The 24,636-nt window shown below is 61.2% G+C and carries 19 protein-coding genes; 17 read left to right on the top strand and 2 right to left on the bottom strand.

The features are described from left to right. Positions 1 to 63: 63 nt before the first annotated feature. The 16 genes from DDF78_RS06215 to DDF78_RS06140 all read left to right on the top strand — a co-directional run bounded on the left by DDF78_RS06215 (position 64) and on the right by DDF78_RS06140 (position 20,868). The gene (locus DDF78_RS06215) at positions 64 to 1,248 is read left to right on the top strand and encodes a M20 metallopeptidase family protein (protein WP_152580890.1); all 1,185 of its coding nucleotides are present in this window, start codon (positions 64 to 66) and stop codon (positions 1,246 to 1,248) included. A gap of 4 nt (positions 1,249 to 1,252) precedes the next feature. Further along, on the top strand, positions 1,253 to 2,947 hold the full coding sequence (locus DDF78_RS06210; protein ID WP_152580889.1) for an NAD+ synthase: 1,695 nt from the start codon (positions 1,253 to 1,255) through the stop codon (positions 2,945 to 2,947). Between the two features lie 111 nt (positions 2,948 to 3,058). Continuing rightward, positions 3,059 to 3,256: a hypothetical protein gene (locus DDF78_RS11975; RefSeq protein ID WP_152580888.1), complete on the top strand. Its 198-nt coding sequence runs from the start codon at positions 3,059 to 3,061 to the stop codon at positions 3,254 to 3,256. A gap of 10 nt (positions 3,257 to 3,266) precedes the next feature. Beyond that, positions 3,267 to 3,767 carry an ASCH domain-containing protein gene (locus DDF78_RS06200; protein ID WP_152580887.1) on the top strand — a complete coding sequence of 167 codons (501 nt, stop codon included), beginning with the start codon at positions 3,267 to 3,269 and terminating at the stop codon, positions 3,765 to 3,767. Positions 3,768 to 4,060: 293 nt separating this feature from the next. Further along, on the top strand, positions 4,061 to 6,436 hold the full coding sequence (pflB, locus tag DDF78_RS06195) for a formate C-acetyltransferase (protein ID WP_152580886.1): 2,376 nt from the start codon (positions 4,061 to 4,063) through the stop codon (positions 6,434 to 6,436). 323 nt (positions 6,437 to 6,759) lie between these two features. Continuing rightward, positions 6,760 to 7,665 carry a pyruvate formate-lyase-activating protein gene (gene pflA / locus DDF78_RS06190; protein WP_152580885.1) on the top strand — a complete coding sequence of 302 codons (906 nt, stop codon included), beginning with the start codon at positions 6,760 to 6,762 and terminating at the stop codon, positions 7,663 to 7,665. A gap of 95 nt (positions 7,666 to 7,760) precedes the next feature. Beyond that, a complete protein-coding gene (locus DDF78_RS06185) occupies positions 7,761 to 8,588 on the top strand; it encodes a DUF3000 family protein (RefSeq protein WP_152580884.1) in 828 nt (275 codons plus the stop codon). Further along, positions 8,563 to 9,864, top strand: coding sequence for an HRDC domain-containing protein (locus tag DDF78_RS06180; protein ID WP_152580883.1), 1,302 nt, complete (start codon positions 8,563 to 8,565; stop codon positions 9,862 to 9,864). The genes DDF78_RS06185 and DDF78_RS06180 overlap by 26 nt, the downstream gene beginning before the upstream one ends. Before the next feature lie 51 nt (positions 9,865 to 9,915). Next, positions 9,916 to 11,295, top strand: a complete 1,380-nt coding sequence (tig, locus tag DDF78_RS06175) for a trigger factor (RefSeq protein ID WP_152580882.1) — start codon at positions 9,916 to 9,918, stop codon at positions 11,293 to 11,295. 267 nt (positions 11,296 to 11,562) lie between these two features. After that, positions 11,563 to 12,924 carry a chloride channel protein gene (locus DDF78_RS06170; protein ID WP_152580881.1) on the top strand — a complete coding sequence of 454 codons (1,362 nt, stop codon included), beginning with the start codon at positions 11,563 to 11,565 and terminating at the stop codon, positions 12,922 to 12,924. Between the two features lie 95 nt (positions 12,925 to 13,019). After that, positions 13,020 to 13,619 (top strand): ATP-dependent Clp protease proteolytic subunit, encoded by a 600-nt coding sequence (locus DDF78_RS06165; RefSeq protein ID WP_162000745.1) that lies wholly within the window; start codon positions 13,020 to 13,022, stop codon positions 13,617 to 13,619. 1 nt (position 13,620) lies between these two features. After that, on the top strand, positions 13,621 to 14,295 hold the full coding sequence (locus tag DDF78_RS06160; protein WP_152580879.1) for an ATP-dependent Clp protease proteolytic subunit: 675 nt from the start codon (positions 13,621 to 13,623) through the stop codon (positions 14,293 to 14,295). A gap of 275 nt (positions 14,296 to 14,570) precedes the next feature. Further along, positions 14,571 to 15,881, top strand: a complete 1,311-nt coding sequence (gene clpX / locus DDF78_RS06155; RefSeq protein ID WP_152580878.1) for an ATP-dependent Clp protease ATP-binding subunit ClpX — start codon at positions 14,571 to 14,573, stop codon at positions 15,879 to 15,881. A gap of 223 nt (positions 15,882 to 16,104) precedes the next feature. Continuing rightward, complete coding sequence (locus DDF78_RS06150) at positions 16,105 to 18,150, top strand: elongation factor G (RefSeq protein WP_152580994.1); 2,046 nt, start codon at positions 16,105 to 16,107, stop codon at positions 18,148 to 18,150. 148 nt (positions 18,151 to 18,298) lie between these two features. Further along, the gene (locus DDF78_RS06145; RefSeq protein ID WP_152580877.1) at positions 18,299 to 19,603 is read left to right on the top strand and encodes an MFS transporter; all 1,305 of its coding nucleotides are present in this window, start codon (positions 18,299 to 18,301) and stop codon (positions 19,601 to 19,603) included. A 125-nt stretch (positions 19,604 to 19,728) separates the two neighbouring features. Then, positions 19,729 to 20,868 (top strand): YihY/virulence factor BrkB family protein, encoded by a 1,140-nt coding sequence (locus DDF78_RS06140; RefSeq protein ID WP_237564577.1) that lies wholly within the window; start codon positions 19,729 to 19,731, stop codon positions 20,866 to 20,868. A gap of 348 nt (positions 20,869 to 21,216) precedes the next feature. Here the strand turns inward: DDF78_RS06140 and DDF78_RS06135 are convergent, their stop codons facing one another. Further along, the gene (locus DDF78_RS06135) at positions 21,217 to 21,840 is read right to left on the bottom strand and encodes an NAD(P)-dependent oxidoreductase (protein WP_152580876.1); all 624 of its coding nucleotides are present in this window, start codon (positions 21,838 to 21,840) and stop codon (positions 21,217 to 21,219) included. Positions 21,841 to 22,096: 256 nt separating this feature from the next. Further along, positions 22,097 to 23,020, bottom strand: coding sequence for a DMT family transporter (locus DDF78_RS06130; RefSeq protein WP_152580875.1), 924 nt, complete (start codon positions 23,018 to 23,020; stop codon positions 22,097 to 22,099). A gap of 270 nt (positions 23,021 to 23,290) precedes the next feature. Here DDF78_RS06130 and DDF78_RS06125 point away from each other — a divergent pair, with 270 nt between their 5' ends. After that, the gene (locus DDF78_RS06125; protein WP_152580874.1) at positions 23,291 to 24,535 is read left to right on the top strand and encodes a trans-sulfuration enzyme family protein; all 1,245 of its coding nucleotides are present in this window, start codon (positions 23,291 to 23,293) and stop codon (positions 24,533 to 24,535) included. Positions 24,536 to 24,636 lie beyond the last annotated feature (101 nt).

Below are 24,636 nucleotides of genomic sequence, written 5' to 3'. Positions count from 1 at the left end.
CAGACGGGGCATAGCGCGACGCATCCGCCCGTCGCTCCGGGGCAATTCGAGGAATGAGGATATATGGTTGAGCGTCTGACTATCGGACCGGAGCTTATTGGCATCCGGCGGCATCTGCATGTCGACCCGGAGCTTGGCTTCCACGAGGAGCGCACAAGCCGATTCATCGCCGAGCAGTTGCGCAGCCACGGCATCGCGGTCCTTGATAATCCGCTGCCGTCGCAAACCGGCGTCATCGGCTTGATCGAAGGCGAACAGCCAGGACCATATATTGCCCTACGCGCCGATATCGATGCGCTGCCCGTCGCGGAGCGCAGCGGGCTGGACTACGCCTCACACAACGAGGGCGTGATGCACGCCTGCGGGCATGATCTGCATATGACCTCGCTGCTGGCCGCCGCGTTCTGGCTGGCCGAGCATCGCGAGCACATCGCGGGCCGCATCATGCTGCTGTTCCAGCCGGCCGAGGAAACCGGCCAGGGCGCGCAGGCTGTGGTCGATGCCGGGATCATCGACGGCGTCGACGCGATAATCGGCACGCATAACAACCCTGACTATCTGCCCGGCCAGATCGCGGTCGGGGCCGAACCGATGATGGCTGGATGCGTGAAATTCGCCGTGACCCTTCACGCGCAGGGCACGCACGCCGGCTACCCGCATATGGGCACCGGTCCAATCGAGGCGCTGGCCTCGATGATCCTGTCGGTGCAGAGCATCGTGAGCCGCAATGCCACGCCCTTCCATCCGCTGGTCGTCTCGATAACCGAGGTGCATGGCGGCGACGTATGGAATGTGGTGCCAGCTGAGGCGGGATTCCTCGGCACTGCGCGGTATTTCTACAAGGACGACGGGCAGCTGGTCGAACGCCGCTTCCGACAGATTATCGCTTCGACGGCCGAAGCGTACGGCATCGAGGCTGACGTCGAATGGGATGATTTCGCCGATCCGCTAGTTTCGGACGCCGCGCTGGCTGCCGCCGTGGCGCAGGATGTGCCGCAATATGCGAGCCTTGAGCCGATTCGTCCGTCGATGGCGGGGGAGGACTTCTGCGAATACGCGCAGCGCACCCGGCTCCTGTTCGCCTTCATCGGCTCGAACGGCGCGCCTGGACACTATGGATTGCACAGCCCGCACTTCGTCGGCTTGGACGGCGAGCTGCAGCCCGCCGCCGAGTTCTATGTGAATGCTGCGCTGCGGGTGTTGGATGAGTTGCGCAAATCGCCTGTGAACCGGGTGGCGCTAGTATGAAGCCATGACTCAATTGCGTTTTGCTCTGGCCCAAATCGACACCCGCGTAGGCGACCTCGACGCCAACGCCGAGGCGATTATGGCCTACTCGCGCCGTGCTGCCGCACACCATGCCCAAGTCGTGGTCTTTCCGGAGATGTCGCTGACCGGGTACCCGATTGAAGATCTTGCCTTCCGCGCCACCTTCCGCAGGGCTGCATGGGACAAGGCGAACGCCATGGCCAGGCAGCTTGCGGCGGACGGCTTGGGCGGCTTATACGTCGTGGCGGGCACGGTCGGCACTGATACGGAATCCGACAAGCCGCGCAACCGTCTCGTGGTGCTGCATGATGGCGTGGTCTGGGCCGGCTACGACAAGCATTTCCTGCCCAATTACGGCGTGTTCGATGAGTTCCGCATTTTCTCCTCCGGGCAGCGCTCCGTCGTGCTCGACATCGATGGCACGCGCGTCGGATTGGCGATATGCGAGGATATCTGGCAGGACGGCGGCCCGGTCGATGAACTTGCCGGGCAGCATATCGACGTGCTGCTGACCATCAATGGCTCGCCCTACGAGGAGGGCAAAACCCATACGCGCTATGATCTGGCAGTCAGGCGGGCGCATGAGGTCAATGCCCCGATGATCTATCTCAATCAGGTCGGCGGTCAGGATGATCTGGTCTTCGACGGCGGCAGCTTTGTGGTCGATGCGGACGGCACGCTGCTCGAGCGCTCGCCGATGTTCGTTGAGAATCTGAGTTATTTCGATTTCGACAAGCAGGCAGAGCGTCAGCAAATCGGCACCATAGCTGCCGAGATGGAGCGCGATGAGGAAGTCTACTGCGCCTGCGTGTTGGGCCTGAAAGACTACATGGCCAAGAACCACTTCAGCGGCGTGTGCCTGGGGCTCTCCGGCGGCATCGACTCGGCGCTGGTCGCCACTATGGCTGCCGACGCCTGCGGGGGCGAGAACGTGTGCGGCATCTCCATGCCCAGTCAATACTCTTCCGACGGCTCCAAGGATGACGCCGCCGACTTAGCCGAGAATCTCGGCGCCCATTACGAAGTGCAGGCCATCGAGCCATTGTTCCAGTCCTTCCAACGGCAGCTCACCTTGGGCGGCGTCGCGGCGGAGAATCTGCAGGCGCGCATCCGCGGCGTCATCGTCATGGCGTATTCGAACAGCAGGAATCTGCTCGCCCTGGCCACTGGCAACAAGTCGGAGCTGGCCTGCGGGTATTCCACGATTTATGGCGATGCAGTCGGCGGATATGCGCCGATCAAGGACCTGCTCAAAACCCGGGTGTGGGATCTTTCGCGCTGGCGCAACAAGGCGGCGCAGGATGGGCTTGGCCTTGGCATGCTGCCGGTCGTTGGCAATGAGGCTGCGGCGTCTGCCAAGACGGTGCCGAGCGTACTCATCCCGGTGAGCAGCATCGAGAAGGAGCCGAGCGCCGAGCTGCGCCCCGGTCAGAAGGATTCCGACTCCCTGCCGCAGTACGCGCTGCTCGATCAGGTGCTCGCCGCCTACATCGAGCATGCGCATGGTCGCGCTGACCTGCTGGCGGACGGCTTCGATGAGACGACGGTGGATACGGTGATGCGTCTGGTCGACCGAGCGGAATGGAAGCGTCGGCAATACCCGTTGGGTCCCAAGGTCACGGCGCTCGCCTTCGGGCGCGATCGTCGGCTGCCGATTACCAACGCCTTCCGGGAGTAGCAGGTACAGGCGGCAAACGCGCCGCACCGGGCCTGAAACACAACGCACACAACACAATCGCATAGACTATACAGCAATACAGCAGAGGAATCGACACGAAGGAGGCCTGCCGTGGCAGACGAGCAGCAGTGGTATTTCAATACGGTCACCGGGCAACCCGAGCAGGGCATGATTTCGCCCTCATCGCACCGCATGGGCCCTTATGCTTCGCGCGAGGACGCGCTGCACGCTTGGGATATCGTCAGGCGGCGCAACAGGGAATGGGACAGCGAGGACAGGCAGTGGAATCAGTGGGATGAGAAAAAATGACGCTGCTGCAATGACACCTGTGAAACGCCGCGAGAAACTATCGCAGACCACACAAGCCGTTGCCGTACGGGCAAGTATCGCTCTCGGCACCATCGACGTCGACGCGCTGCCGCGCGACGAATTCGCCTATCCTGGTCCGCTGCGCGACAAGCTTATTGCGTCGATTCTCAACGGATCCAAAACCACGACGACCAGTCTGCTTGCCGAATATCTCACGGATGGCGACGAGCCTTCGCCAGTCGGTGCGCTTTCCGCCCCCATTGATTCGCAAGGCAAACCCGTCTGCGTGCTGCGTCAGGAGGCGGCGTATATATGCCGGCTGGCCGATGTAACTCTCGAACGCGCGATCAACGAGGGAGAAGGGTACCGTACAGTCGCGCAGTGGCGCAAAGCGCACGAAAGCTTCTGGTCGAGTCCTGAATTCATCGCCGAACTTGACGACCCTGATTTTCGTCTTGACGACGACACCGTGGTCGTGTGCGAGCGCTTCGAACTGATCCAACGGCTATAGACCAAGGCTTTTTGCGACATAGTGTCCGTTTCGTCAAGAGCTTGCATTGTTTTTCTTTTATCGGCGTAAAGGGAAGCTGGCTCTATGTTGAGCAGCAACGCTAGATCCGCAGAAAATAGCGGTTTTTCGAGGCTGTTAGAAATTCGCGGCAATGCCCCCTTGTGGACACTCAACGAATGTGATATAGCTCACGTTGAAACGCGGACGGGTCTTAATACCCTACGCATACAATGAAGGAAAACGCAGATGCACAGCTGTGCAATCGCGTTGCAGTAAAACACGAAGGAGTGACCATGACAGCAGTTGACGAAACCGCTCTCTCCCCTGAGGAACTCCAAGCGAAGGCTTGGGATGGCTTTACAGGCGGAAACTGGCAGAAGGACATTGACGTCCGCGACTTCATCCAGAAGAACTACACGCCTTACGACGGCGATGAGTCCTTCCTGGCTGACGCTACGGAGAAGACCAAGCATCTGTGGAAGTATCTTGACGACAACTACCTCGCCGTCGAGCGCAAGCAGCGCGTCTACGACGTGGACACGCACATTCCGGCCGGCATTGATGCGTTCCCGGCCGGCTACATCGAGGGCCCTGAGAGCGACAATGTGATTGTCGGCCTGCAGACCGATGTGCCCTGCAAGCGCGCGATGATGCCGAATGGCGGCTGGCGCATGGTCGAGCAGGCCATCATGGAAGCGGGCAAGGAGCCTGACCCCGAGATCAGGAAGATCTTCACCACCTACCGCAAGACCCACAACGACGGCGTTTTCGGCGTCTACACCAAGAACATCAAGATCGCCCGTCACAACAAGATTCTCACCGGCCTGCCGGATGCCTACGGCCGCGGCCGCATCATCGGCGACTACCGGCGTGTGGCGCTCTACGGCGTCAACAAGCTCATCGCGTTCAAGAAGCGCGACAAGGAGTCCGTGCCATATCGCAACGACTTCACCGAGCCGGAGATCGAGCATTGGATTCGCTTCCGCGAGGAGCATGCCGATCAGCTCAAGGCGCTCAAGCAGCTGGTCAACCTCGGCAACGAGTACGGCCTGGATCTGACCCGCCCCGCACAGAACGCGCAGGAAGCCGTGCAGTGGACCTACATGGGCTACCTCGCCTCCGTCAAGAGCCAGGATGGCGCGGCCATGAGCTTCGGCCGCAACTCCGCCTTCTTCGACGCCTTCTTCGAGCGCGATCTGAAGAACGGCACGCTTGACGAGACCGGCGCGCAGGAGATCATCGACCAGATCGTCATGAAGCTGCGCATCGTGCGCTTCCTGCGCACTAAGGACTACGACAAGATCTTCTCCGGCGATCCGTACTGGGCCACTTGGTCCGACGCGGGCTTCGGCGACGACGGGCGTTCGATGGTCACCAAGACCTCGTTCCGCCTGCTCAACACGCTGACGCTCGAGCATCTTGGACCTGGCCCCGAGCCGAACATCACGATCTTCTGGGATCCGAAGCTGCCGGAAGGCTACAAGCGCTTCTGCGCTCGCATCTCCATCGACACCTCGGCCATCCAGTATGAGTCCGACAAGGAGATTCGCGCCCATTGGGGCGATGACGCCGCCATCGCATGCTGCGTCTCGCCGATGCGCGTGGGCAAGCAGATGCAGTTCTTCGGTGCTCGCGTCAACTCCGCCAAGGCGTTCCTGTACGCCATCAACGGCGGCCGCGACGAGATGACCGGCATGCAGGTCATCGACAAGGGCGTGATCGAGCCGATCGCACCTGAGGCCGACGGCACGCTGGACTTCGAGAAGGTCAAGAACAACTACGAGAAGGCCCTGCAGTGGCTCTCGGAGACCTACGTCGAAGCGCTGAACATCATCCATTACATGCACGATAAGTACGCCTACGAGTCCATCGAGATGGCGCTGCACGACAAGGAGATCTACCGCACCCTGGGCTGCGGCATGTCCGGCCTGTCGATTGCGGCCGATTCGCTTGCCGCGCTGAAGTATGCGAAGGTCTACCCGATCTACAACAAGGACGCGAAGAACCTTGAAGGCCACGAGGCCGAGTACGTCGAAGGCGCCGAGGACGATCTGGTGGTCGGCTACCGCACCGAAGGCGACTTCCCTGTCTACGGCAACGACGACGATCGCGCCGACAAGCTGGCGACTTGGGTCGTGAGCACCGTCATGGGCCAAATCAAGCGCCTGCCGGTGTACCGCGACGCAGTGCCGACGCAGTCCATCCTGACTATCACCTCGAACGTGGAGTACGGCACCAACACCGGTTCCTTCCCGTCCGGGCACAAGAAGGGTACGCCGTACGCCCCGGGCGCGAACCCGGAGAACGGCATGGACGCCCACGGCATGCTGCCCTCGATGTTCTCGGTCGGCAAGATCGACTACAACGACGCGCTGGACGGCATCTCGCTGACCAACACCATCACCCCCGACGGCCTTGGCCGCGACGAGGATGAGCGCGTGAACAACCTGGTCGGCATCCTCGATGCCGGCAACGGGCACGGCCTGTACCACGCGAACATCAACGTCCTGCGCAAGGAGCAGCTGGAAGACGCCGTCGAGCACCCGGACAAGTACCCGCACCTGACCGTGCGCGTCTCCGGCTACGCGGTGAACTTCGTCAAGCTCACCCGCGAACAGCAGCTCGACGTGATCTCGCGTACCTTCCACCAAGGTTCCGTCGTCGACTGAGCGGTACTGAGGTAACGCTGGATTGCGTTTAAGACGGAATCCAGCGAGAACATAACAAGGTAAGGGGCGTGGCTGCTGGCCGCGCCCCTTATTCATGACTTCATGACCGTAGCCGTATGTTGCCTGAGCGTTGAGGCACGGCAGGCTCCATAATTCTGGCCTCCGTTCCGTCACTTGCACGGAACATTGGTTCAGTGGCTCGTACAAGCGTGACCTACGTCATGTTTTGCCGACGGCACACCGGCCGCGGCCTGCTGATGCATCTGCTTTCAGTATCATGGAGGCAGAGCTACAATCCGCAGGGAATCCAAAGGAGGACGACGATGTCTGACACAGCGACATTCCATGAGGCATTCCACACCGCGTTCCATACCACCAAGCCGCATATGCTCAAAGGCTCGCGCGAGTATGCGCGCCAGACGCTGATGGGCGGGCTCTCCGGGTTCGAATCGCCTATCGGGCTTGACCGCCACGACCGCATCGCAGCTCTGAAAACCGGCGACATCGGCTTCGTGCATTCCTGGGATATCAACACTTCCGTGGACGGCCCGGGCACCAGAATGACCGTGTTCATGAGCGGATGCCCGCTGCGCTGCCAGTTCTGCCAGAATCCCGACACCTGGAAGATGCGCGACGGCCAGCCGGTCTACCTCGACGCGATGATCAACAAAGTGGCGCGCTACGCGGACCTATTCAAGGCGACCGGCGGCGGCATCACCTTCTCCGGCGGCGAGTCGATGATGCAGCCGGCCTTCGTCTCGCGCGTCTTCCGCGCAGCCAAGGAGATGGGCGTGCACACCTGCCTCGACACCGCAGGCTTCCTCAACAAGAACTACACGGACGAGATGATCGACGACATCGATCTGTGCCTGCTTGACGTCAAAGCCGGCGACGAGGAGCGCTACAAGGTGCTGACCGGCGGCACGCTGGCCCCGACCATCAAGTTCGGCCAGCGCCTGGCCGCGCGTGGCAAGAAGATCTGGGTGCGCTTCGTGCTGATTCCCGGCCTGACCGACCCGGAAGACAACATCGAGAACATCGCCAACATTGTCGAGACCTTCGGCGACGCAGTGGAGCATATCGATGTGCTGCCCTTCCACCAGCTCGGCCGCCCGAAGTGGCATGAGCTGCGCATCCCGTACCTGCTTGAGAATCAGAAGGGGCCGTCTGCCGCGCTGAAGGACCGTGTCGTCAAGCAGTTCGAGGCGCACGGATTCACGGTGTATTAAATTCACGGTGTGAAAACCGGCTGTGCGGCATAATTCGTGTGTCTTTGTGCGTGGCGATGCTGGGTTGCGGCGCTGCGGTTTCGTAGCCTAGAGACATGAATCATATTTACGCGTTCCCCGACGCCCCGCGCATCGAGGACATTGGGCGTATCGAGGATTGTGAGCGCACGGGCGGCATCAGGCATATGAGTGGCGCGCGGCACGCTGGTGAACGAACCGATCTGTTCCGTCCTGCTGGCGTGCCCGATGCGGTGTGGTCGGCGGTGCTGTCGGTGATGGCGATGCGGCGCCTTGACGGCATTGCATACCGGGAGATCGAAGTGCCGCGCTCGTTGGCCGATTTCGGCATCGGCGTTTCGCTGCGCTGCTCCGAAGATTCTTCCGAAGATCGTTCCGAAGACTCGCTTGGTGCCTCGGGATGGATTATGGCGTTGTACGCGCAGCACCCGGATGCGCAATGGGAATCGCACTGGCGCTGCACGGCATACGCCCGCGTGCCCTATGACGACTGCGTGAATGACGAGCTGGCGGCGCAGATCGTTTGGGACGAGATGCGCATGGCCTTGGGGCCGCTGACAACTGGCTTGCCCTCGGGCACCGTCAGTGTGACGCGGGACCGGTCCTTCGGTCTGCATGAGCCGCTTGAGTCAATTGAGCTAATTGAACCGACTGAGTCGACTGAACTGAATGCAGCCGCTGAATCACATGAAGCGAGCAGACCGGAGCAAATTCCGGAGCAGATGCTTGAGCGCACTGCGGTTGGTTGTGAGCTGCGTGTATCGTGGTCGCCTGCCAGCGCGCCGGGCGTGGAAATCGCCGACGAGATCGGCACGCATATCGAGGCGTGGGCCGGTCTCCTGCATTCCATGTCCACGGCGGAGACTGGGAATAGCAGCAATGAGGAGGAAATCGCGCTTGGATGACGAACCACGATTGCAGGCAGAACCGCGCGGGGGAGTTCCTGACGTCATCGACACGCTTGAGGGATTTCACGAGGCCTGCGAGCGTTTCGCCGCGGCCGACGGGTCTGTGGCGGCCGACGCGGAACGCGCATCCGGATTTCGCTACGGCCATGAGGACTGGCTGGTGCAGTTCAGGCGCGCAGATGCCGGCATCGCGCTGTTCGACCCGATTGCTTTAGGCCACAGCAGCGCTGATTGGAACGAGTTCAATAGCGCCGTCGGCGACGCGACGTGGATTCTGCATGATTCGCTGCAGGATCTTCCCGGCTTCGCCGATCTGGGCATGCGCCCCCAGCGCCTGTTCGACACGGAGATAGCGGCGCGGCTGCTGAACATGCGCCATTTCGGACTGGCCGCAGTCACCGAGCATTATCTAGGGTTGACGCTGGCGAAGGAGCATTCCGCTGCAGACTGGTCGTACCGTCCGCTGCCGAGGGACTGGCGCAACTATGCGGCGCTCGATGTCGAGCTGCTCATCGAGCTGGAAACAGCGATACGCAAGGATCTGCAGCGGCAGGGCAAGGTCGAATGGGCCGAAGAGGAATTCGCTCATGCGTTAGCCAAAGGCATGACGCCGCGCAAGCCGCATCCGGTGCCGTGGCTGCGCATCTCGCATATCACCGCGCTGAATCATGACGGTCAGGGCCAGGCGGTGGCGAAGGCGCTATGGGAGGAACGCGACAGACTTGCCAGATATTATGACATCGCGCCAACGCTGCTGCTGTCCGACTCGGCGATTATCGAAGCCGCACGACGCAAGCCGCATAATGCCAAGGAATTCAGGGCCGTGCGTGCGCTCAACGAGCGCGTGCGCGTGCATACCGGCGGCGAACAGGACAAGATGTTCGAACGCTATGCGCCGATTCAGCGCGAAGTGAAGCCCTCCGTATGGAAGGGCGTCATACAGCAGGCGCTTGAGCTGCCCGAGGAGCAATGGCCGACCATGCCGGTCCCATCGCCGGACACGCAGGGCAACGCGCCAAGATCGATGAAGCTGTGGTCCACGCGCCATCCTGAACGCTTCCGCCATCTGCAGGCCGCGCGCAAGACGCTGAACTCCATCGCCGAAGACACGCGCACGCCCGCCGAAATGATCGTGAAGCCGCAGATCGTGCGCAACCTGTGCTGGACCGATGAGCCGCAGCGCCGCGATGTGGCGCAATTCCTCGCGGAGCAAGGTGCCAGAGGGTGGCAGATCAGGCTTGTGGCCGAGTCCCTGAGTCGCGTTATCATATAACGGTTGCCTTATGGCAGAAATAGTTGCATACCGTAGTTCAGGAGCGCAAGCGTGAAAATCAGCGTCAGGAATCTCGAGCCCACCAAGGTGAAGCTCACCGTCACCGTCGACCAGGAAGAGTTCGACCCCTATCTTGATGATGCCCGCAAGGAAATCGCCAAGCAGGTCAACGTGCCTGGCTTCCGCAAGGGACACGTTCCCGGCAAAATCATCGACCAGCGCATCGGCTTCGCCTCGGTGGCCGGGGAAGCGGTGAATGCCGCCGTTCCCGATCTGTACTCCAAGGCGCTTGAGGAGAAGAAGATTCGCCCGATGGCCCAGCCTGAGTTCGACGTGCAGGAGGTTCCGGCCTCCGCGAAGGACGAGACCAAGCTCAAGTTCGTCGCCACCGTGGAGCGTCGCCCCGACATCGAGCTGCCCGAGCTGGAAGGCTTGCAGCTTGAGGTCGCCAAGCCGGAAATCACCGACGAGGACATCGACAAGCGTCTTGAGGCGCTGCGTCAGCGCTTCGGCACGCTCGTGGGCGTGGACCGCCCGGCGGCCAAGGGCGATTACGCGAACATCGATCTCGAAGCGACGATCGATGGCGAAGTCGCCGATTCCCAGGAGGGCGTGAGCTACGAGCTGGGCTCCAACACCATGCTCGACGGGCTTGACGAAGCACTCGACGGCCTGTCCGCAGGCGAGGAGACCACCTTCGAAGGCGCGCTTGAAGCGGGCGACCACGAAGGCGAGAAGGCACAGGTCAAGGTCAAGGTCAACTCGGTCAAGACCGAAGAGCTGCCCGAGCTTGATGACGACTTCGCGCAGGATGCCTCCGAATTCGACACGCTTGACGAGCTCAAGGCCGACATCCGCAAGACCAGTGAGAAGGATGCCGAGGGCCGCCAGGCCACCGAGGCGCGCGACGTGTTCATCGCCAAGCTCGAAGAGGGCGCCGAGATTCCGGTGCCCAAGGGCGTCAAGGCGCAGACGGTCGAAGAGCATCTCAAGGGCGTGTCCGGCGATCCGGAGAAGGCCACCGACGAGCAGAAGAAGGAAGCCGAGGAGAGCGCCGAGAAGGAACTGCGCGATCAGATGGTGCTCGATGCGCTCGCCGAGAAGCTTGAGGTCCAGGTCTCCCAGGCCGATGTGACCAATTTCCTGGCCTCCATCGCCCAGCAGTACGGCATGGATCCCAGCGAATTCATCAACGCGATCGTCAACAATGGCCAGCTCGGCTCCGCCGTGCAGGAAGTCGGCCGCTCCAAGGGCCTGCTTGCCGGCATGCGCGCCGTCACCTTCACCTCCGAAGGCGAGACGCTCGACCTGAGCGCCTTCCTCGGCGAAGAGGCGCAGGAAGAGGAATCTGAAAGCGTCGAGGCGGCTTCCGCAGCCGCAGCCGTCGCCGACGAGCTCTCCAACATCGACGCCGCCGCAGACAGCGAGTGAGCGCCCCGCGTTGATGTGCGGCTTGCGGCGCTGATGCATGGCTGAGGCGTCAGGCACCTCGCACATTGTGAATGCTACGGCCCGAAACCTTGCGTAAGGTTTCGGGCCGTATTCTTATGCCCATGCTGATTGCTGGGCATGCTGATTGCTGGGCAGAACGGCGGCGGTGTCGAAACCGCCATTCCTGAGGCATGTACGACACTCCCAACACAGGGTACTTACAACAACATACTGATAACACTCGAATCCCTACGTCAAGGAGCGATGATGGCAGACGTCAATTCCACGCGCACGAGAACCGCCAGACTCATCGTGGCGGTGCTGACGCTCGGCATGGCGATTGGCATAGCTGCCGGTCTGCTTTCGCAGATGCTCTACGGCGTGGAATACCTCGCGTTCGGCTACACCGAAAGCAGCTCGCTGCCAGGGCCGTTCACGGTTCCGGCGCTGCGGCGCATAGCGGGCGTCGTCGGCGGTTCGCTTATCGCAGCGACCATCTGGTGGCTGCTGCGTACGAAAAGCACGCGCGTGCCTTCGGTGAAGAAGGCCGTGAACGGCGAGACGATGCCGGTGTGGCAGACCACGGTGCATGTGCTGCTGCAGATTCTCATTGTCGGCTCCGGCTCGTCGATAGGCCGCGAGGTCGCCCCGCGCGAATTCGGCGCGATGCTCGGCCAGCGCTTCAGCGGCGTGATCGGCTTCACCGGTGCTGATAAGCGCATGCTGGTGGCGGTGTGCGCGGGCGCAGGTCTGGCCGGCGTCTACGATGCGCCGCTCGCCGGGCTGTTCTTCACCGTCGAGATTCTGCTCGCTGATGTTACGCTGGAAAAGGTCGCGGTCTCGCTCGGTATGTCGGCGACGGCGGCTTACGTGGCTTCGCTCATCAAGGGGCAGAAGGTCTTCTACCATCTTCCAGGGCTCTTGCACGAGAACACGCCGACCCTGATGCTGTTCGCGCTGGTGGGCGGCGTGGTTTTCGGGGCGCTTGGAGCCCTGTTCCGCTTGGGATCGCAGTGGGCCGAGAAGGGGCCGCGCAACGACGCCGGCATTCTGTGGAAGATGCCTGCGGCGGCGCTGCTCACCGGCGTCGTGGCGATCTGGATTCCGCAGGTGATGGGCAACGGCCGTGCCTCGGCACAGTTGTCCTTCGATGTTTCGCTTATTTCCAACCTTGCCAAGGGCCAAGGGCTGTCGCTATTCGGTACTTCAGTAGGCCAGCCGCTCGTCGTGACGCTCGTTGTGCTGACTATATCGCTGATTGCCAAGGCGCTGGTCACGCTGATTACGATACGTTCCGGCGCGTCGGGCGGCGTGCTGCAGCCGGGCATCGCGCTGGGTGCCATAGCCGGCGCGCTGCTTGGCCTGCTGTGGATGCTCGCATTCCCCGGGGCTTCGATTCCTATTGCGGCATGCGCGCTGGTCGGCGCTGCGGCGCTGCTTTCGGCCTCGCAGCAGGCTCCGCTGATGGCGATGTGCCTGGTGATGGAGCTGTGCGCGGCCCCGATATCGTATTTCGTGCCGGTCGCGCTGGCTTCGGCGGCTGCTGTGGTCGTCTCGCGCTGGGTGCTGAAACGTTGCAATGCCGCCTTTTCTCGCAGTGAGCGCAAAACGAAGCAGGCCGTCGCTTAAAGGCGGTATTGTTCTAACGGTACGAAACGCGTTATATACGAAAACGCACGATCAAGGAGATATTGGTGGCAGATTTTCTGACATCATCGCCCGCAATGCAAGAGGGCGATGCGCCGTCCATCACGGACCCGATTTTCAACAGACTGCTCAGAGAACGCATTATCTGGCTTGGTGACGAGGTCAAGGATGAGAACGCGAACGTCATCTGCGCGCAGATGCTCATGCTCGCCGCCGAGGACCCCAAGCGGGATATCTGGCTGTACATCAATTCGCCTGGCGGTTCCATCACTGCAGGCATGGCCGTCTACGACACCATGCAGCTCATTGCGCCGGATGTGGCGACCGTAGGCCTGGGCATGTGCGCTTCGATGGGGCAGTTCCTGCTGAGCTCCGGCACCAAAGGCAAGCGCTTCCTCACATCGCATGCGCGCGTGCTCATGCATCAGCCTTCGGGCGGCATCGGCGGCACTGCCACCGATGTGCGCATCAACGCCGAGCTCATCATGGATATGAAGAAGACCATGGCCGAGCTCACCGCGGAACAGACCGGGCATACGATCGAGGAGATCTACCGCGACAACGAGTACGATCACTGGTTCACCGCGCAGGAGGCGCTGGAATACGGCTTCATCGACAAGCTGGTGACCACGTCGGAAACCATGAGCGCCGACAAGTCCGGCAAGGAAGGGGAGTGACATGGCTTCACAGGAGGCACAATTCATATCCCGCGCCGAGCGTTTGGCCGGGCCGCGTGGAATAAGCGGATTGCAAGCGCAGGATCGCTACATCCTGCCGCAGTTCAGCGAGAAGACGCCGTACGGCATGAAGACGCAGGACCCGTACACCAAGCTGTTCGAGGATCGCATCATCTTCATGGGCGTGCAGGTGGACGACACCTCATGCGACGACATCATGGCGCAGCTGCTGGTGCTGGAAAGCCAGGATCCGAACCGCGACGTGATGATGTACATCAACTCGCCCGGCGGCTCCATGACTGCGATGACCGCGATTTACGACACCATGCAATACATCCAGCCCGACGTGCAGACCGTGTGCCTGGGGCAGGCCGCCTCCGCAGCCGCCATCCTGCTCGCGGCCGGCACCAAGGGCAAGCGGCTCATCCTGCCTAACGCCCGCGTGCTGATCCATCAGCCGGCCATCGATCAGGGCTTCGGCAAGGCCACCGAGATCGAGATCCAGGCCAAGGAGATGCTACGCATGCGCGAATGGCTGGAAGACACGCTCGCCAAGCACACCGGCCAGGAGGTCGAGAAGATCCGCCGGGACATCGAAGTGGACACCTTCCTCACGGCTCCGGAAGCCAAGGAATACGGCATCGTCGACGAAGTGCTTGCTTCGCGCAAGCAGTAGATAGCGCAAGCAGTAGTTCGAGAAGTGCGGGCGCGGCAGGGATTTCGGCACGTATCGTCGCCTAGCAATCTGTCCGCCCCCGCCCAGTATCCCAGTAATCTCCACAATCCGATGCCCCCGACAGGCTGCTGCCGGGGGTATCGTCGTAAGTGGCTCTCTGCCGTGTGATGCAGATGTGCGTATGCGATATGTGATGTGGCGTTTGCTACGTGATGTGCATGCCGCAGGTGGACGGGCCGAATGCGACCGAGAGAATAAGTTTCAAGGAGCGACGTATGGGACGCGTGATCAGCTACAACGAGGATGCGCCTCGCTGCACCTTCTGCGGCAAGACGGAACGCCAGGTGCGCAAGCTCGTGACCGGCCCCAGCGCGGCCATCTGCGACGAGTGCATCGCGCTGTGCGTCGATATCATCTCCGAGGAACGCCAGCGCGACGCCGATGTCAGCGTGCTGAAACTGCCCAAGCCCGCGCAGATCTACGACTATCTCGATACATACGTCATCGGTCAGGCTGCGGCCAAGCGCACACTGTCGGTCGCGGTCTACAATCATTACAAGCGTGTCAACATGGAGCTGCGCGAGGCCGCGAACCAGCTCTCCGATCGCAATGCGCGCTCGAATGCGGATGCCATCGATCCGTTGCGCGATGTCAAAGTGGCGAAATCCAACATCCTGCTCATGGGACCCACAGGCGTAGGCAAAACCTACTTGGCGCAGACTTTGGCGCGCGTGATGAACGTGCCCTTCGTCATCACCGATGCCACGACGCTGACTGAGGCCGGCTACGTCGGCGACGACGTCGAAACGGTGCTGCAGCGGCTTTTGCAGGCAGCTGACGGCGACGTGGACCGCGCGCAGCATGGCATTGTGTACATTGACGAAATCGACAAGATCGCGCGCAAAAGCGGCGAGAACACCTCGATCACCCGTGATGTAAGCGGCGAAGGCGTGCAGCAGGCGCTGCTGAAGATTCTCGAAGGCACGATTGCCTCGGTGCCGTTGGAGGGCACGCGCAAGCACCGCGACCAGGACACGGTGCAGCTGGACACCAGCGGCATACTGTTCATCTGCGGCGGCGCATTCGTCGGCCTTGACGACATCGTGGAGCAGCGCCTAGGCACGCACGAAAGCGGCTTCTCCGCCTCGTGGCGTGCTCGCGAAATATCGCGAAGGGAGCTGCTCGCACAGGCCGGGCCGGACGACCTGTCTGAATTCGGTCTGCTGCCTGAGTTCATCGGGCGCCTGCCCGTTGTGAGCGTGCTGGAAGAGCTGACCGAGCAGGATCTTGAGGATATTCTCATCAAGCCGGCCAACGCCCTGACCAAGCAATACCGCAAGCTCTTCGCGCAGGACTCGGTGGATCTGGCGTTCACCGACGAGGCAATCACGGCCATCGCCCAGACGGCGATGCAACAGGGGACTGGCGCGCGCGGGCTGCGCTCGATTATCGAAAAAACCCTCGAATCCACGATGTTCCGTCTGCCTCAGCTGGACGACGTCGAGCAGGCCATCGTCGACGCCGCTTCGGTCAAGGGCGTAAGCGAACCCAAGCTCGTGGCTGCCTCCCGGCGTCGCGCGGCGTAAGGACGCTACCGCTACTGCGCACTACGCGTCTTCCCCATTCCATAGTGTGCACGAATCGCACACACCTAGTGGTACAGACCTTCCCACGAGCCTTGCGATTGCGTCATTTTGGGCAGGACTGCCAGACCCTATATGTTCGTTTCGTGCGCACTACGTGAATCGCGACATGCGTAGTGCACATCCCACCATCAATCTGAAAGACAACGATAATGACAGGCATGGCATGAAACATGTGATAGTAGGGGTGCTGGCGCATGTCGATGCCGGCAAGACCACGCTGTGCGAGGGACTGCTGTATCGCTCCGGCCAGATGCGCTCGCTGGGACGAGTCGATCACGGCGACGCCTTTCTCGACACCGATGCGATGGAGAAGCGCCGCGGCATCACGATTTTCTCGAAGCAGGCCATTATCCAGCATGATGATGTTGCAATAACCATGCTGGACACGCCCGGGCATGTCGATTTCTCCGCCGAAATGGAACGCACGCTCGGCGTGCTGGACTACGCGATTCTTGTCGTCAGCGCCACCGATGGCGTGCAAGGCTACACGCAGACCTTATGGCGGCTTTTGGAACGCTACCAGGTGCCGACTTTTATCTTCGTCAACAAGATGGATGCTGCGGGTGCTGACCGTGCCGCCATGCTCGCCCAGTTCAGACGGCATTGCAGCGATGACTGCATGGCTTTCGACAATCCGGACGAGCTCGCCGCGCAATACGAGGACATCGCCACACTTGACGAGCATGCGATGGACGAGTACTTGGACCGCGAGACGCTGAGCGACGCGACAGTGCAATCGATGATCGCGCGTAGGCTGCTGTTTCCATGTTATTTTGGCTCGGCCTTGCAGCTCGACGGCATTGATACGCTGCTCGACGGGCTGCAGCGCTACACGCAGCAAGCCAATTATCCGCAGGATTTCGGTGCCAAAGTCTATAAGATATCGCATGAGAACCAAGGCAATCGGCTCACCTGGCTCAAAGTGACCGGGGGAGCGCTGCCGGTGAAAACGATGCTGACGAACGCTCGCACGTCTCCCGAAGCTACTGAAGAGCGTATGAATCAGACGCCTGAAGCCGAGCCGTGGCATGAGAAAGCTGACCAGATACGCATCTATTCCGGTGCCAAATTTGAGCTGAGCGACGTGGCGCAGGCCGGCTCGATATGTGCGGTCACCGGGCTGACGCAGACCTTCCCCGGCGAAGGCCTGGGCTGCGAACCGGACGCTGAGGCTCCCGTGCTCGAACCTGTGCTCACATACACCGTGATTCCCGGCGAAACGGATACGCATAAGGCACTCGTCGCCCTGCGCACGCTCGAAGACGAGGACCCGATGCTGCATGTGCGCTGGCAGGAGCGGCTGCAGGAGATCCAACTGCAGCTCATGGGCGCGGTGCAGCTCGAAGTCGTGCAGCAGCTTATGCACGACCGTTTCGGGCTTGACGTCAGCTTCGGTCCAGGCGGCATTCTCTACCGCGAAACCATCATGCAGCCTGTGGAAGGCGTGGGGCATTTCGAGCCGCTACGCCATTATGCCGAAGTGCATTTGCTGCTCGAACCCGCGCCGCGTGGCAGTGGACTGCAATTCGCCTCTTCATGCAGCGAGGATGTGCTCGACCGCAATTGGCAGCGGCTGATTCTGACTCATCTGCGCGAACGTGAGCATCTGGGCGTGCTAACCGGCTCGCCGATTGCCGATATGCGCATTACGCTCCTGACCGGGCGCGGCCATCTCAAGCACACCGAGGGCGGCGATTTCCGCCAGGCCACCTACCGCGCCGTGCGTCAGGGACTGATGAAAGCCAACAGCAGACAGCAGTGCCGCTTGCTCGAACCGTGGTATCGCTTCCGGCTCGAACTGCCGCAGGATCTGCTGGGTCGTGCGATGGCTGACATCCAGCGCATGAGCGGCAGTTTCGAGGAGCCACAGGCCGATGGCGACTACGCCGTGCTGGAAGGCGAGGCGCCGGTCAGCGAAATGCGCGACTACACGGCCCAGTTCAACGCCTACAGTCACGGGCAGGGCAGCATCACCTGCGTATTCGCAGGCTATCGGCCATGCCATAACGAGGCCGAAGTCATCGCGCAGGCGGGCTACGACCCGGAGAGCGATCTTGACAACACGCCGGATTCCGTATTCTGCGCGCACGGAGCCGGATACACGGTCAAATGGAACCGGGTTGAGGATTTTATGCATATTGACAGTATGCATGTTGACGGCGGTGCGTATATCGATGGTGCGAATATCAGCATCGGCACGCATTCATGAACCCGTGAATACCGAAGGCTTTCAAGCCTACCTATTGCGTTACGCCAATGGCGATGTGAGGCATGCGAATTTTCATAGCTGATCAGTTCGTCGCCTGCCGTCACGTATCATGGTTCTACTGCCCCTTCGACATCGCAAAGGCCCCACCATGACAGGGAACACTCCGGCCATCGGCCTGAACTGGCGACGAAACAGCTACTTGTTTCTGTTCAGCCAGTTCGCTACGGGCATCACCTCCATGATCGTGCAGTACGCGATCATCTGGTATCTCACCCAGAAGTCCGGCTCGGCGACCATCCTGAGCATGGCCACGCTGTTGGCGATGCTGCCGATGATTCTGGTCAGTCCGTTCATCGGCACCTTCATCGACCGCTGGAACAAGAAGGCGCTGCTCATCGTGCCGGACGTCGTGGCGGCGGCCTTTGCCGTGGTGCTCTCGGTGGTCGGCACGCTGAATCACGGCTTTCCGCTATGGCTCGTGTTCGTATCGCTGCTGGTGCGTTCGCTGGCACAGGCCTTCCAGATGCCCACGATTCAATCGATTCTGCCGACCATCGTGCCGGATGAGGAAATCACCAAGATTAACGGCCAGCTCGGCATGGTGCAATCGGCCACGATGATCGTCTCGCCCGCGTTGGGGGCGATGCTGTACGCCTTCATCCCGATCAATATGCTGATTCTGGTGGATGTGCTCGGCGCGGCGCTCGGCATCGGCTTGCTCATGTTCATCGCGATTCCCTCCAACATCGCGCAGGTGGACGAGAAGCCGCAGATAGTCGCCGATGTGGTGTTCGCCTTCAAGCGCATCGGCACGGTGCGCGGCTTGTGGTCGGTGCTGCTCATCAGCTCGTTGTTCACACTCATGTTCATGCCGGCCGGAAGCCTGTATCCGCTCATGACCCTGGGGTATTTCAAAGGCACCGTATTCCAGGCGGGCATCGTGGAGATGGTCTGGTCGGCCGGTTCGCTGATTGGCGGTGCGCTCATCGGCGTATTCGGCGTGTGGAAGGACCGCATGCCGGCAATTATCGCTTCGATAGCCGTGCTTGGCGTGGCATTCGCGGTATGCGGTTTTCTGCCGCCGACCATGGCCGGATTCGTTATGTTCACGGTGCTTAACGCCTTCGCAGGCCTGGCTGTTGCATTCCCTATGGCGCTGTCGATGGCGATGATTCAGCAGTCCTTCCCTCCACAGGAGCTGGGCCGCATCTTCGGCGTCACCATGGCCTTCTCAGGACTTGCCGGCCCGGTCGGGCTGCTGTTCGCAGGCCCGTTGGCGGACGCGGTCGGCGTGCAGTGGCTGTTCACGATTTCAGGCATCGGCTCGATTTTCGCGGCCATCCTGATGTTCGTTGTCCCCTCTGCACGGCTGTACGACCGACGCTTGCAGCGCCGGTTGCAGCAGGCGCAGGATGCCGAGCCAGTGCCGCCGCAGGTTCAGCAGGTTCAATAGGTTCAGGAAGCCTGATTGGTTGCCGCATGATTTCACTACTTGTACGACTGTGCTGCACGGCTGTGCTCTCCTCCTAGCGGTGAGCGAATCAGGCTTGCGCTTTGCCGCCCGCGTATAGTCGGTATATGAAGCGAATCAGAGAACTCATCGATGCCCTGCTTGGCGTGTGGAATCGTTCGCTGCTCGGCGGCATGATCGGGCGCTACTCTTCGCGCCGGGGAGGGCTGCTTGCCAATGGCTTGGCATACGGTCTGCTATTCGCATTCTTTGCCGGCCTCTGGACCCTGTTCAGCCTGCTCGGTCTCGTGGTGTCGGGCAGCGGCGGATTACAAGACAAGGTGATTGCTGTCGTCGGCAATCTGGTGCCCGGATTGGCGCACACGCTGGAATCCACGAATGCGCTCGGCAGAATCTCCACCACGCTGACCTGGACGGGCCTGGTGACACTCGTATCATTCTGGTGGAGCATCACCGGGTGGATGGACTCGCTGCGCAGCGCCGTGCATGCCATGTTTGACGGAGAGGATAGCTCCTCGGATGTCATCAGGACGAAGCTGCGCGACAGCCTGGGCATGCTGCTCGTGTTTCTGCTGCTGATTATGTCAACCGTCGCGGGCGCAGTCTCCGGCGGGGTAGTCCGCGCTGGCCTGCAGCTCGTCGGTGCGCCCACGGATTCCTTTGCGAGCTGGCTGCTGCTTGACCTGGTCGGCTTCCTGAGCGGTTTCGTGCTCAATCTCATGCTGTTCGTCGTGCTGATGCGCGTGGTGGCCCACATCAGCCGTGGGCGCTTCATCCTGCTAGGGTCTATGATCGGCGCGCTTGCCTTTTCGGTGATGCAGCTGCTCGGCGGCCGACTCATCGCCGGGGCGGCTACGAATCCGCTGCTGGCACCGTTCGCAGCCATCATCGGCGTGCTGCTCTGGTTCAATCTCATGGCGCAGGTGATCATGTATTGCGCGGCCTTCATCGCCCAGGCCCGTCATCAGTATGGGTTCAAGACGCGCAGCGGCATACGGCTGTTCGCCCGCATCAATGAGGATATGCGCACGATGATCGCAGGAGAGGCCGAGCATATGGCAGCGGCGAAGGATGCATTCCGGCCGGGCAAGCTGGATGGCACTCAGCCGGATGACGCTCCGTTGGATGGAACAGGGGAGTCATACGAATTGAGCGGCTCGGACGCTAGAGGCACGGTCTCCAATTCTGCAACAGCGCAGAGCAATGGCAAGGCCGCATCGGGCGGCGCGCAGAAAATGGATGCATAGACGATGCTGCGCGTTCCGCAATGGTTGTTTTTCAGGTTTGTACGGCTATCTCCGTTATGTGAGGCGTTAACTTGACCTTGCGGAGGTCCATCTGCGTTGTGTGAGGCGCTATTTCGAGAAGACCTGAGTATCAGGCGTTCCAAAGCCGCCATTTTCGGCCAGCGATATTTGGAGTGCCAAGGAATTAGCGCCTCACACAACGCAGATGGACCTCCGCAAGGTCAAGTTAACGCCTCACATAACGGAGATAGCCTGATTTTTCGCTTCGGGCCACAGCGTGTGCAGCGTCTGCGGACTTATACCAAGGCCGTAGCGGCAATGGTGACGCCGTAAACGCAACGTTTCGTCCTACCAGCGCACGGAGATGCGCTCGCCGATATGGGAGCCGTGCTCGATCTCGTCAACCACGGCGATGGCGTAGTCCGCGTAGCTGATCGCGCTGATGCCGTTCGCGTCGGTGCTGTAGTTCTCGCCTGCGAGGGTGTACGCGCCAGTGCGCTCGCCATCGGCCTGGAAATCGGCGGCCGGGCTGAGGTAGGTCCAGCGCACGTCGTCGTGCTGCCGCAGCTCATCCAGCGACTTGCCCATGGCGAGCGGCACCGGCTTGATGTCCTCGGGGAAGCCATCGCTGAGCTGCGCGGTGTGCTCGGTATTGGTGTACAGGCTGCCCGCGCCGCCCACGACAAGCAGTCGGACCGGCGAGCCGGACAGGATATCGGCAAGATGGGCGAGCGAAGTGGAGTGCTCGGATAGTTTATTCGGATCGAACACGCCAAAGGCGTCCACGACCGCGTCGAAGCCGGCAATATCCTCAGCCTCAAGCTCGAAAAGGTCCTTGACGATGGTCTTGCTGGCGCGTGTGCGATTCTCGCCGCGCACTATGGCAGTGACGTCAAAGCCACGGTTCAGCGCTTCGTCGACGATGCGGCTTCCGGCGCGTCCATTGGCTCCGATAACAGCGATTGCGGTCATGTCATGCTTCCTTTGTGTGATTGTGTTGTTGGCTTGCCTTGCTGGCTTGCACAGTTGAGTGGTTGATTCGTGCAGCAGGCTTATTGTGGTTGGTCGTGCAACGCAGGAATCCAAGCTCTCAATTCCCTTGTGCATTGCCGCATCATGCCACAGTCAGGCCCGCTGCATTCGAGTTCACCCCATCGTAGCCCGCATCGCATGGGACGCCAGCGTTTGCATACGTTTTCGGCCATGCGCGAAGGAGCGAACAACATCCTCAGGAAGGCATGCGTTGCGTACTCGAGCTTCGCATGACCAAGATCAGCACCACTGCGAACAATGACACTCCCACCCAGCCAAGAATCGGGAGTCGCTCACCGACGACCAGAACCGCGAGGACGGAGGCTACGGCGGGTTCGAGCTGCGTGATGGTGGTGGCGGTGCTGGCCTCCAGCCGGGCAAGCCCATAGCCGAACAGCAGATAGCCGAGAAACATGGGAATGAGCGCCATGTACGCAGCCACCAGCAGTGAATTGCGACTCGCCAGAATAGGGCCGCCGGTCAGGAACAGTACTGGCATAAGCAGTACTCCGCCGAGCGCGAATACTGAACCCATCGCGGCCGGACGAGGCAATCCTTTGGTGAGCAGATGCTTGACCGCCCATGAATAGCTGGCGTAGGTCGCTCCTGCGACGAGGGCGAGAAGAATGCCGGGAATGACTGCCGAGCCGGCACTGTGCGCATTGTGCGCATTGTGCGCCCCGCTGGTGAGGTCGGAGACGCACAGCAGCACGCTTCCCAGGATGCCGAGCGCCGCCGCCAACATCCAGGTTCTGCTCAGCGGGCGTCGTTCGATGATGCGTTCAAGCATGCCCGAGAACAGGGGAGCGGTCGCCAACGAGATCACCGACCCCACGGCCACGCCGGCGAGCCTCATGGAGCTGTAGAAGGCCAACGGGTAGAGGCCGACTGCGAGCGCGCCGAGAACCACCGTCTTCCAGTTGGTACGCAGCAGTTCGCGCTGGCTGATAAGGCTGGGGATGGCGATGACGCCCTGAAGTATCCCGCCGATGCCCAAAGCCGCCGCGCCGATGGCGAGAGGGCCGACAGCCGGTGCGAAGCTGGCCGCGGTCCCCGTCGTACCCCACAGGATTGAAGTGAACGTCACCGCTGCCACGCCAAGCATGCTGTCTCTGTTCAAGTTTTCCCCCTGCCCTTCGCTGCCGTACGCCCATCTTCCCGCGTGCTGTGTTCCGTGCGTGCGCTTCTGGTGTGTCGCGGGGCTCTTACTGGGCACTGAATCAGTCGGCTAGAGAGTGGTATATCCAAGTATTTCCAACGATTTTGAGCATCCTATAAATAACGTGTATGCCTCCCAGCTTGCCGCATGTGGCTTATGCGACCTAGCGTTGCTGAAGTCGCGGTCATATCCAGCCAGGATTCCGCATGAAACAAGTCCCAGGAGGTGCCTATGACGAGGTTCAATACGCAACTGGTTCACGGGCTGCCGGTGCATGACAACACCACCGGCGCCGTGAACCCGCCTATCTACAACTCATCAACCTATGCTTTCGAATCGGTTGACGCCATGCCCCGCTGGGACTACGCCCGCAGCGGCAACCCGACCCGTGATTTCCTCGAAAGCCAGATCGCGCAGCTCGAGCACGGGGTGCGTGGATTTGCTTTCGCCTCCGGGCTGGCGGCGATTCATGCGGTGCTTTCGACTTTTTCACCGGAGGATCGCATCGTCGTGGGCAAGAATATCTATGGCGGAAGCTACTCGCTGTTCAATGAGTTTTTCAGTCGTTGGGGATTGCGCATCGAGGCAGCTGACACCGCCGATCTTGAGTCGTTGGAGCGGATTATCGCGGGGAATGACGGCGATGACAGCGATGGCGATGATGGCGGCAAACAAGCCACGCCGGCGAAGGCCGTGTACTTCGAGACGCTGACCAACCCGCTGCTGCAGGTCAACGATGTGCAGGCTATCGCGCGGATCGCGCAGCGCTACGGCACTCGCGTGATTGTGGACAACACTTTCGTCACGCCGTATTTGCAGCAGCCGCTGGATTTGGGCGCGGATGTCGTGATTCACTCGGCGACCAAGTACCTCGCAGGCCATTCTGATGTGATCGCCGGCCTCGTCGTCGCTCGGGACGAAGACTTCGCGCAGCGCATCTACTTCGCACAGAACCGCATCGGTGGCGTGCTCGCCCCGGCTGAATGCGACGCGGTGCGCCGCGGCATGCAGACCCTGTCGCTGCGTATGGAGCGTCAGCAGGACAACGCCTTGGCCATCGCGCAGTATCTGCTGGCCCATCCGCTGGTGCGCAAAGTCAACTACCCCGGCCTTCCCGGCAGCGGGGAGAACGCGGCAGCCAAGGGACTGCGCGGCTTCGGCGGCGTGCTCTCCTTCGAGGTGGCACCGGGCGTCAACTCGTCGACCGTGCTCGACAGCCTGCACGTCTTCCGCCTCGCCGTCAGCCTGGGCGCGGTCGAAAGCCTCGCCGAGCTGCCCTGTCGCATGACGCATTTCGAGCTGCCGCGCGAGGAGCGCCTCAAAGTCGGCATCACCGACGAGCTGATTCGTCTGTCCGTCGGCATCGAAGATGTCAATGATCTCGTCGAAGATCTGGGGCAGGCCTTGGACAAGGCGTATGAGGAGCTTCCGGCCGAAGAGGTTGAAAGCCAGCTGCGCTCCGGCGCGTTTGCGTGAGGGGTACGTACGTAAAGCGGAAATCGTGCGCAGAGGGGGCGCACGATATATGCGATATGTGCCGACGCCATGAATTAGCGCTATGACAGCGTGCATTTGGA

The sequence above is a fragment of the Bifidobacterium tibiigranuli genome (assembly GCF_009371885.1).
Lineage (GTDB): Bacteria > Actinomycetota > Actinomycetes > Actinomycetales > Bifidobacteriaceae > Bifidobacterium > Bifidobacterium tibiigranuli.
The sequence above is the reverse complement of the archived record's forward strand: the minus strand, read 5'-3'. Positions and strand labels throughout refer to the sequence as shown.

Coding starts and splice junctions, on each gene's coding strand:
- DDF78_RS06215 (WP_152580890.1), top strand. CDS start 64: ATGGTTGAGCGTCTGACTATCGGACCGGAGCTTATTGGCATCCGGCGG.
- DDF78_RS06210 (WP_152580889.1), top strand. CDS start 1,253: ATGACTCAATTGCGTTTTGCTCTGGCCCAAATCGACACCCGCGTAGGC.
- DDF78_RS06200 (WP_152580887.1), top strand. CDS start 3,267: ATGACACCTGTGAAACGCCGCGAGAAACTATCGCAGACCACACAAGCC.
- pflB (WP_152580886.1), top strand. CDS start 4,061: ATGACAGCAGTTGACGAAACCGCTCTCTCCCCTGAGGAACTCCAAGCG.
- pflA (WP_152580885.1), top strand. CDS start 6,760: ATGTCTGACACAGCGACATTCCATGAGGCATTCCACACCGCGTTCCAT.
- DDF78_RS06185 (WP_152580884.1), top strand. CDS start 7,761: ATGAATCATATTTACGCGTTCCCCGACGCCCCGCGCATCGAGGACATT.
- DDF78_RS06180 (WP_152580883.1), top strand. CDS start 8,563: ATGAGGAGGAAATCGCGCTTGGATGACGAACCACGATTGCAGGCAGAA.
- DDF78_RS06170 (WP_152580881.1), top strand. CDS start 11,563: ATGGCAGACGTCAATTCCACGCGCACGAGAACCGCCAGACTCATCGTG.
- DDF78_RS06165 (WP_162000745.1), top strand. CDS start 13,020: ATGCAAGAGGGCGATGCGCCGTCCATCACGGACCCGATTTTCAACAGA.
- DDF78_RS06160 (WP_152580879.1), top strand. CDS start 13,621: ATGGCTTCACAGGAGGCACAATTCATATCCCGCGCCGAGCGTTTGGCC.
- clpX (WP_152580878.1), top strand. CDS start 14,571: ATGGGACGCGTGATCAGCTACAACGAGGATGCGCCTCGCTGCACCTTC.
- DDF78_RS06150 (WP_152580994.1), top strand. CDS start 16,105: ATGAAACATGTGATAGTAGGGGTGCTGGCGCATGTCGATGCCGGCAAG.
- DDF78_RS06145 (WP_152580877.1), top strand. CDS start 18,299: ATGACAGGGAACACTCCGGCCATCGGCCTGAACTGGCGACGAAACAGC.
- DDF78_RS06140 (WP_237564577.1), top strand. CDS start 19,729: ATGAAGCGAATCAGAGAACTCATCGATGCCCTGCTTGGCGTGTGGAAT.
- DDF78_RS06135 (WP_152580876.1), bottom strand. CDS start 21,840: ATGACCGCAATCGCTGTTATCGGAGCCAATGGACGCGCCGGAAGCCGC.
- DDF78_RS06125 (WP_152580874.1), top strand. CDS start 23,291: ATGACGAGGTTCAATACGCAACTGGTTCACGGGCTGCCGGTGCATGAC.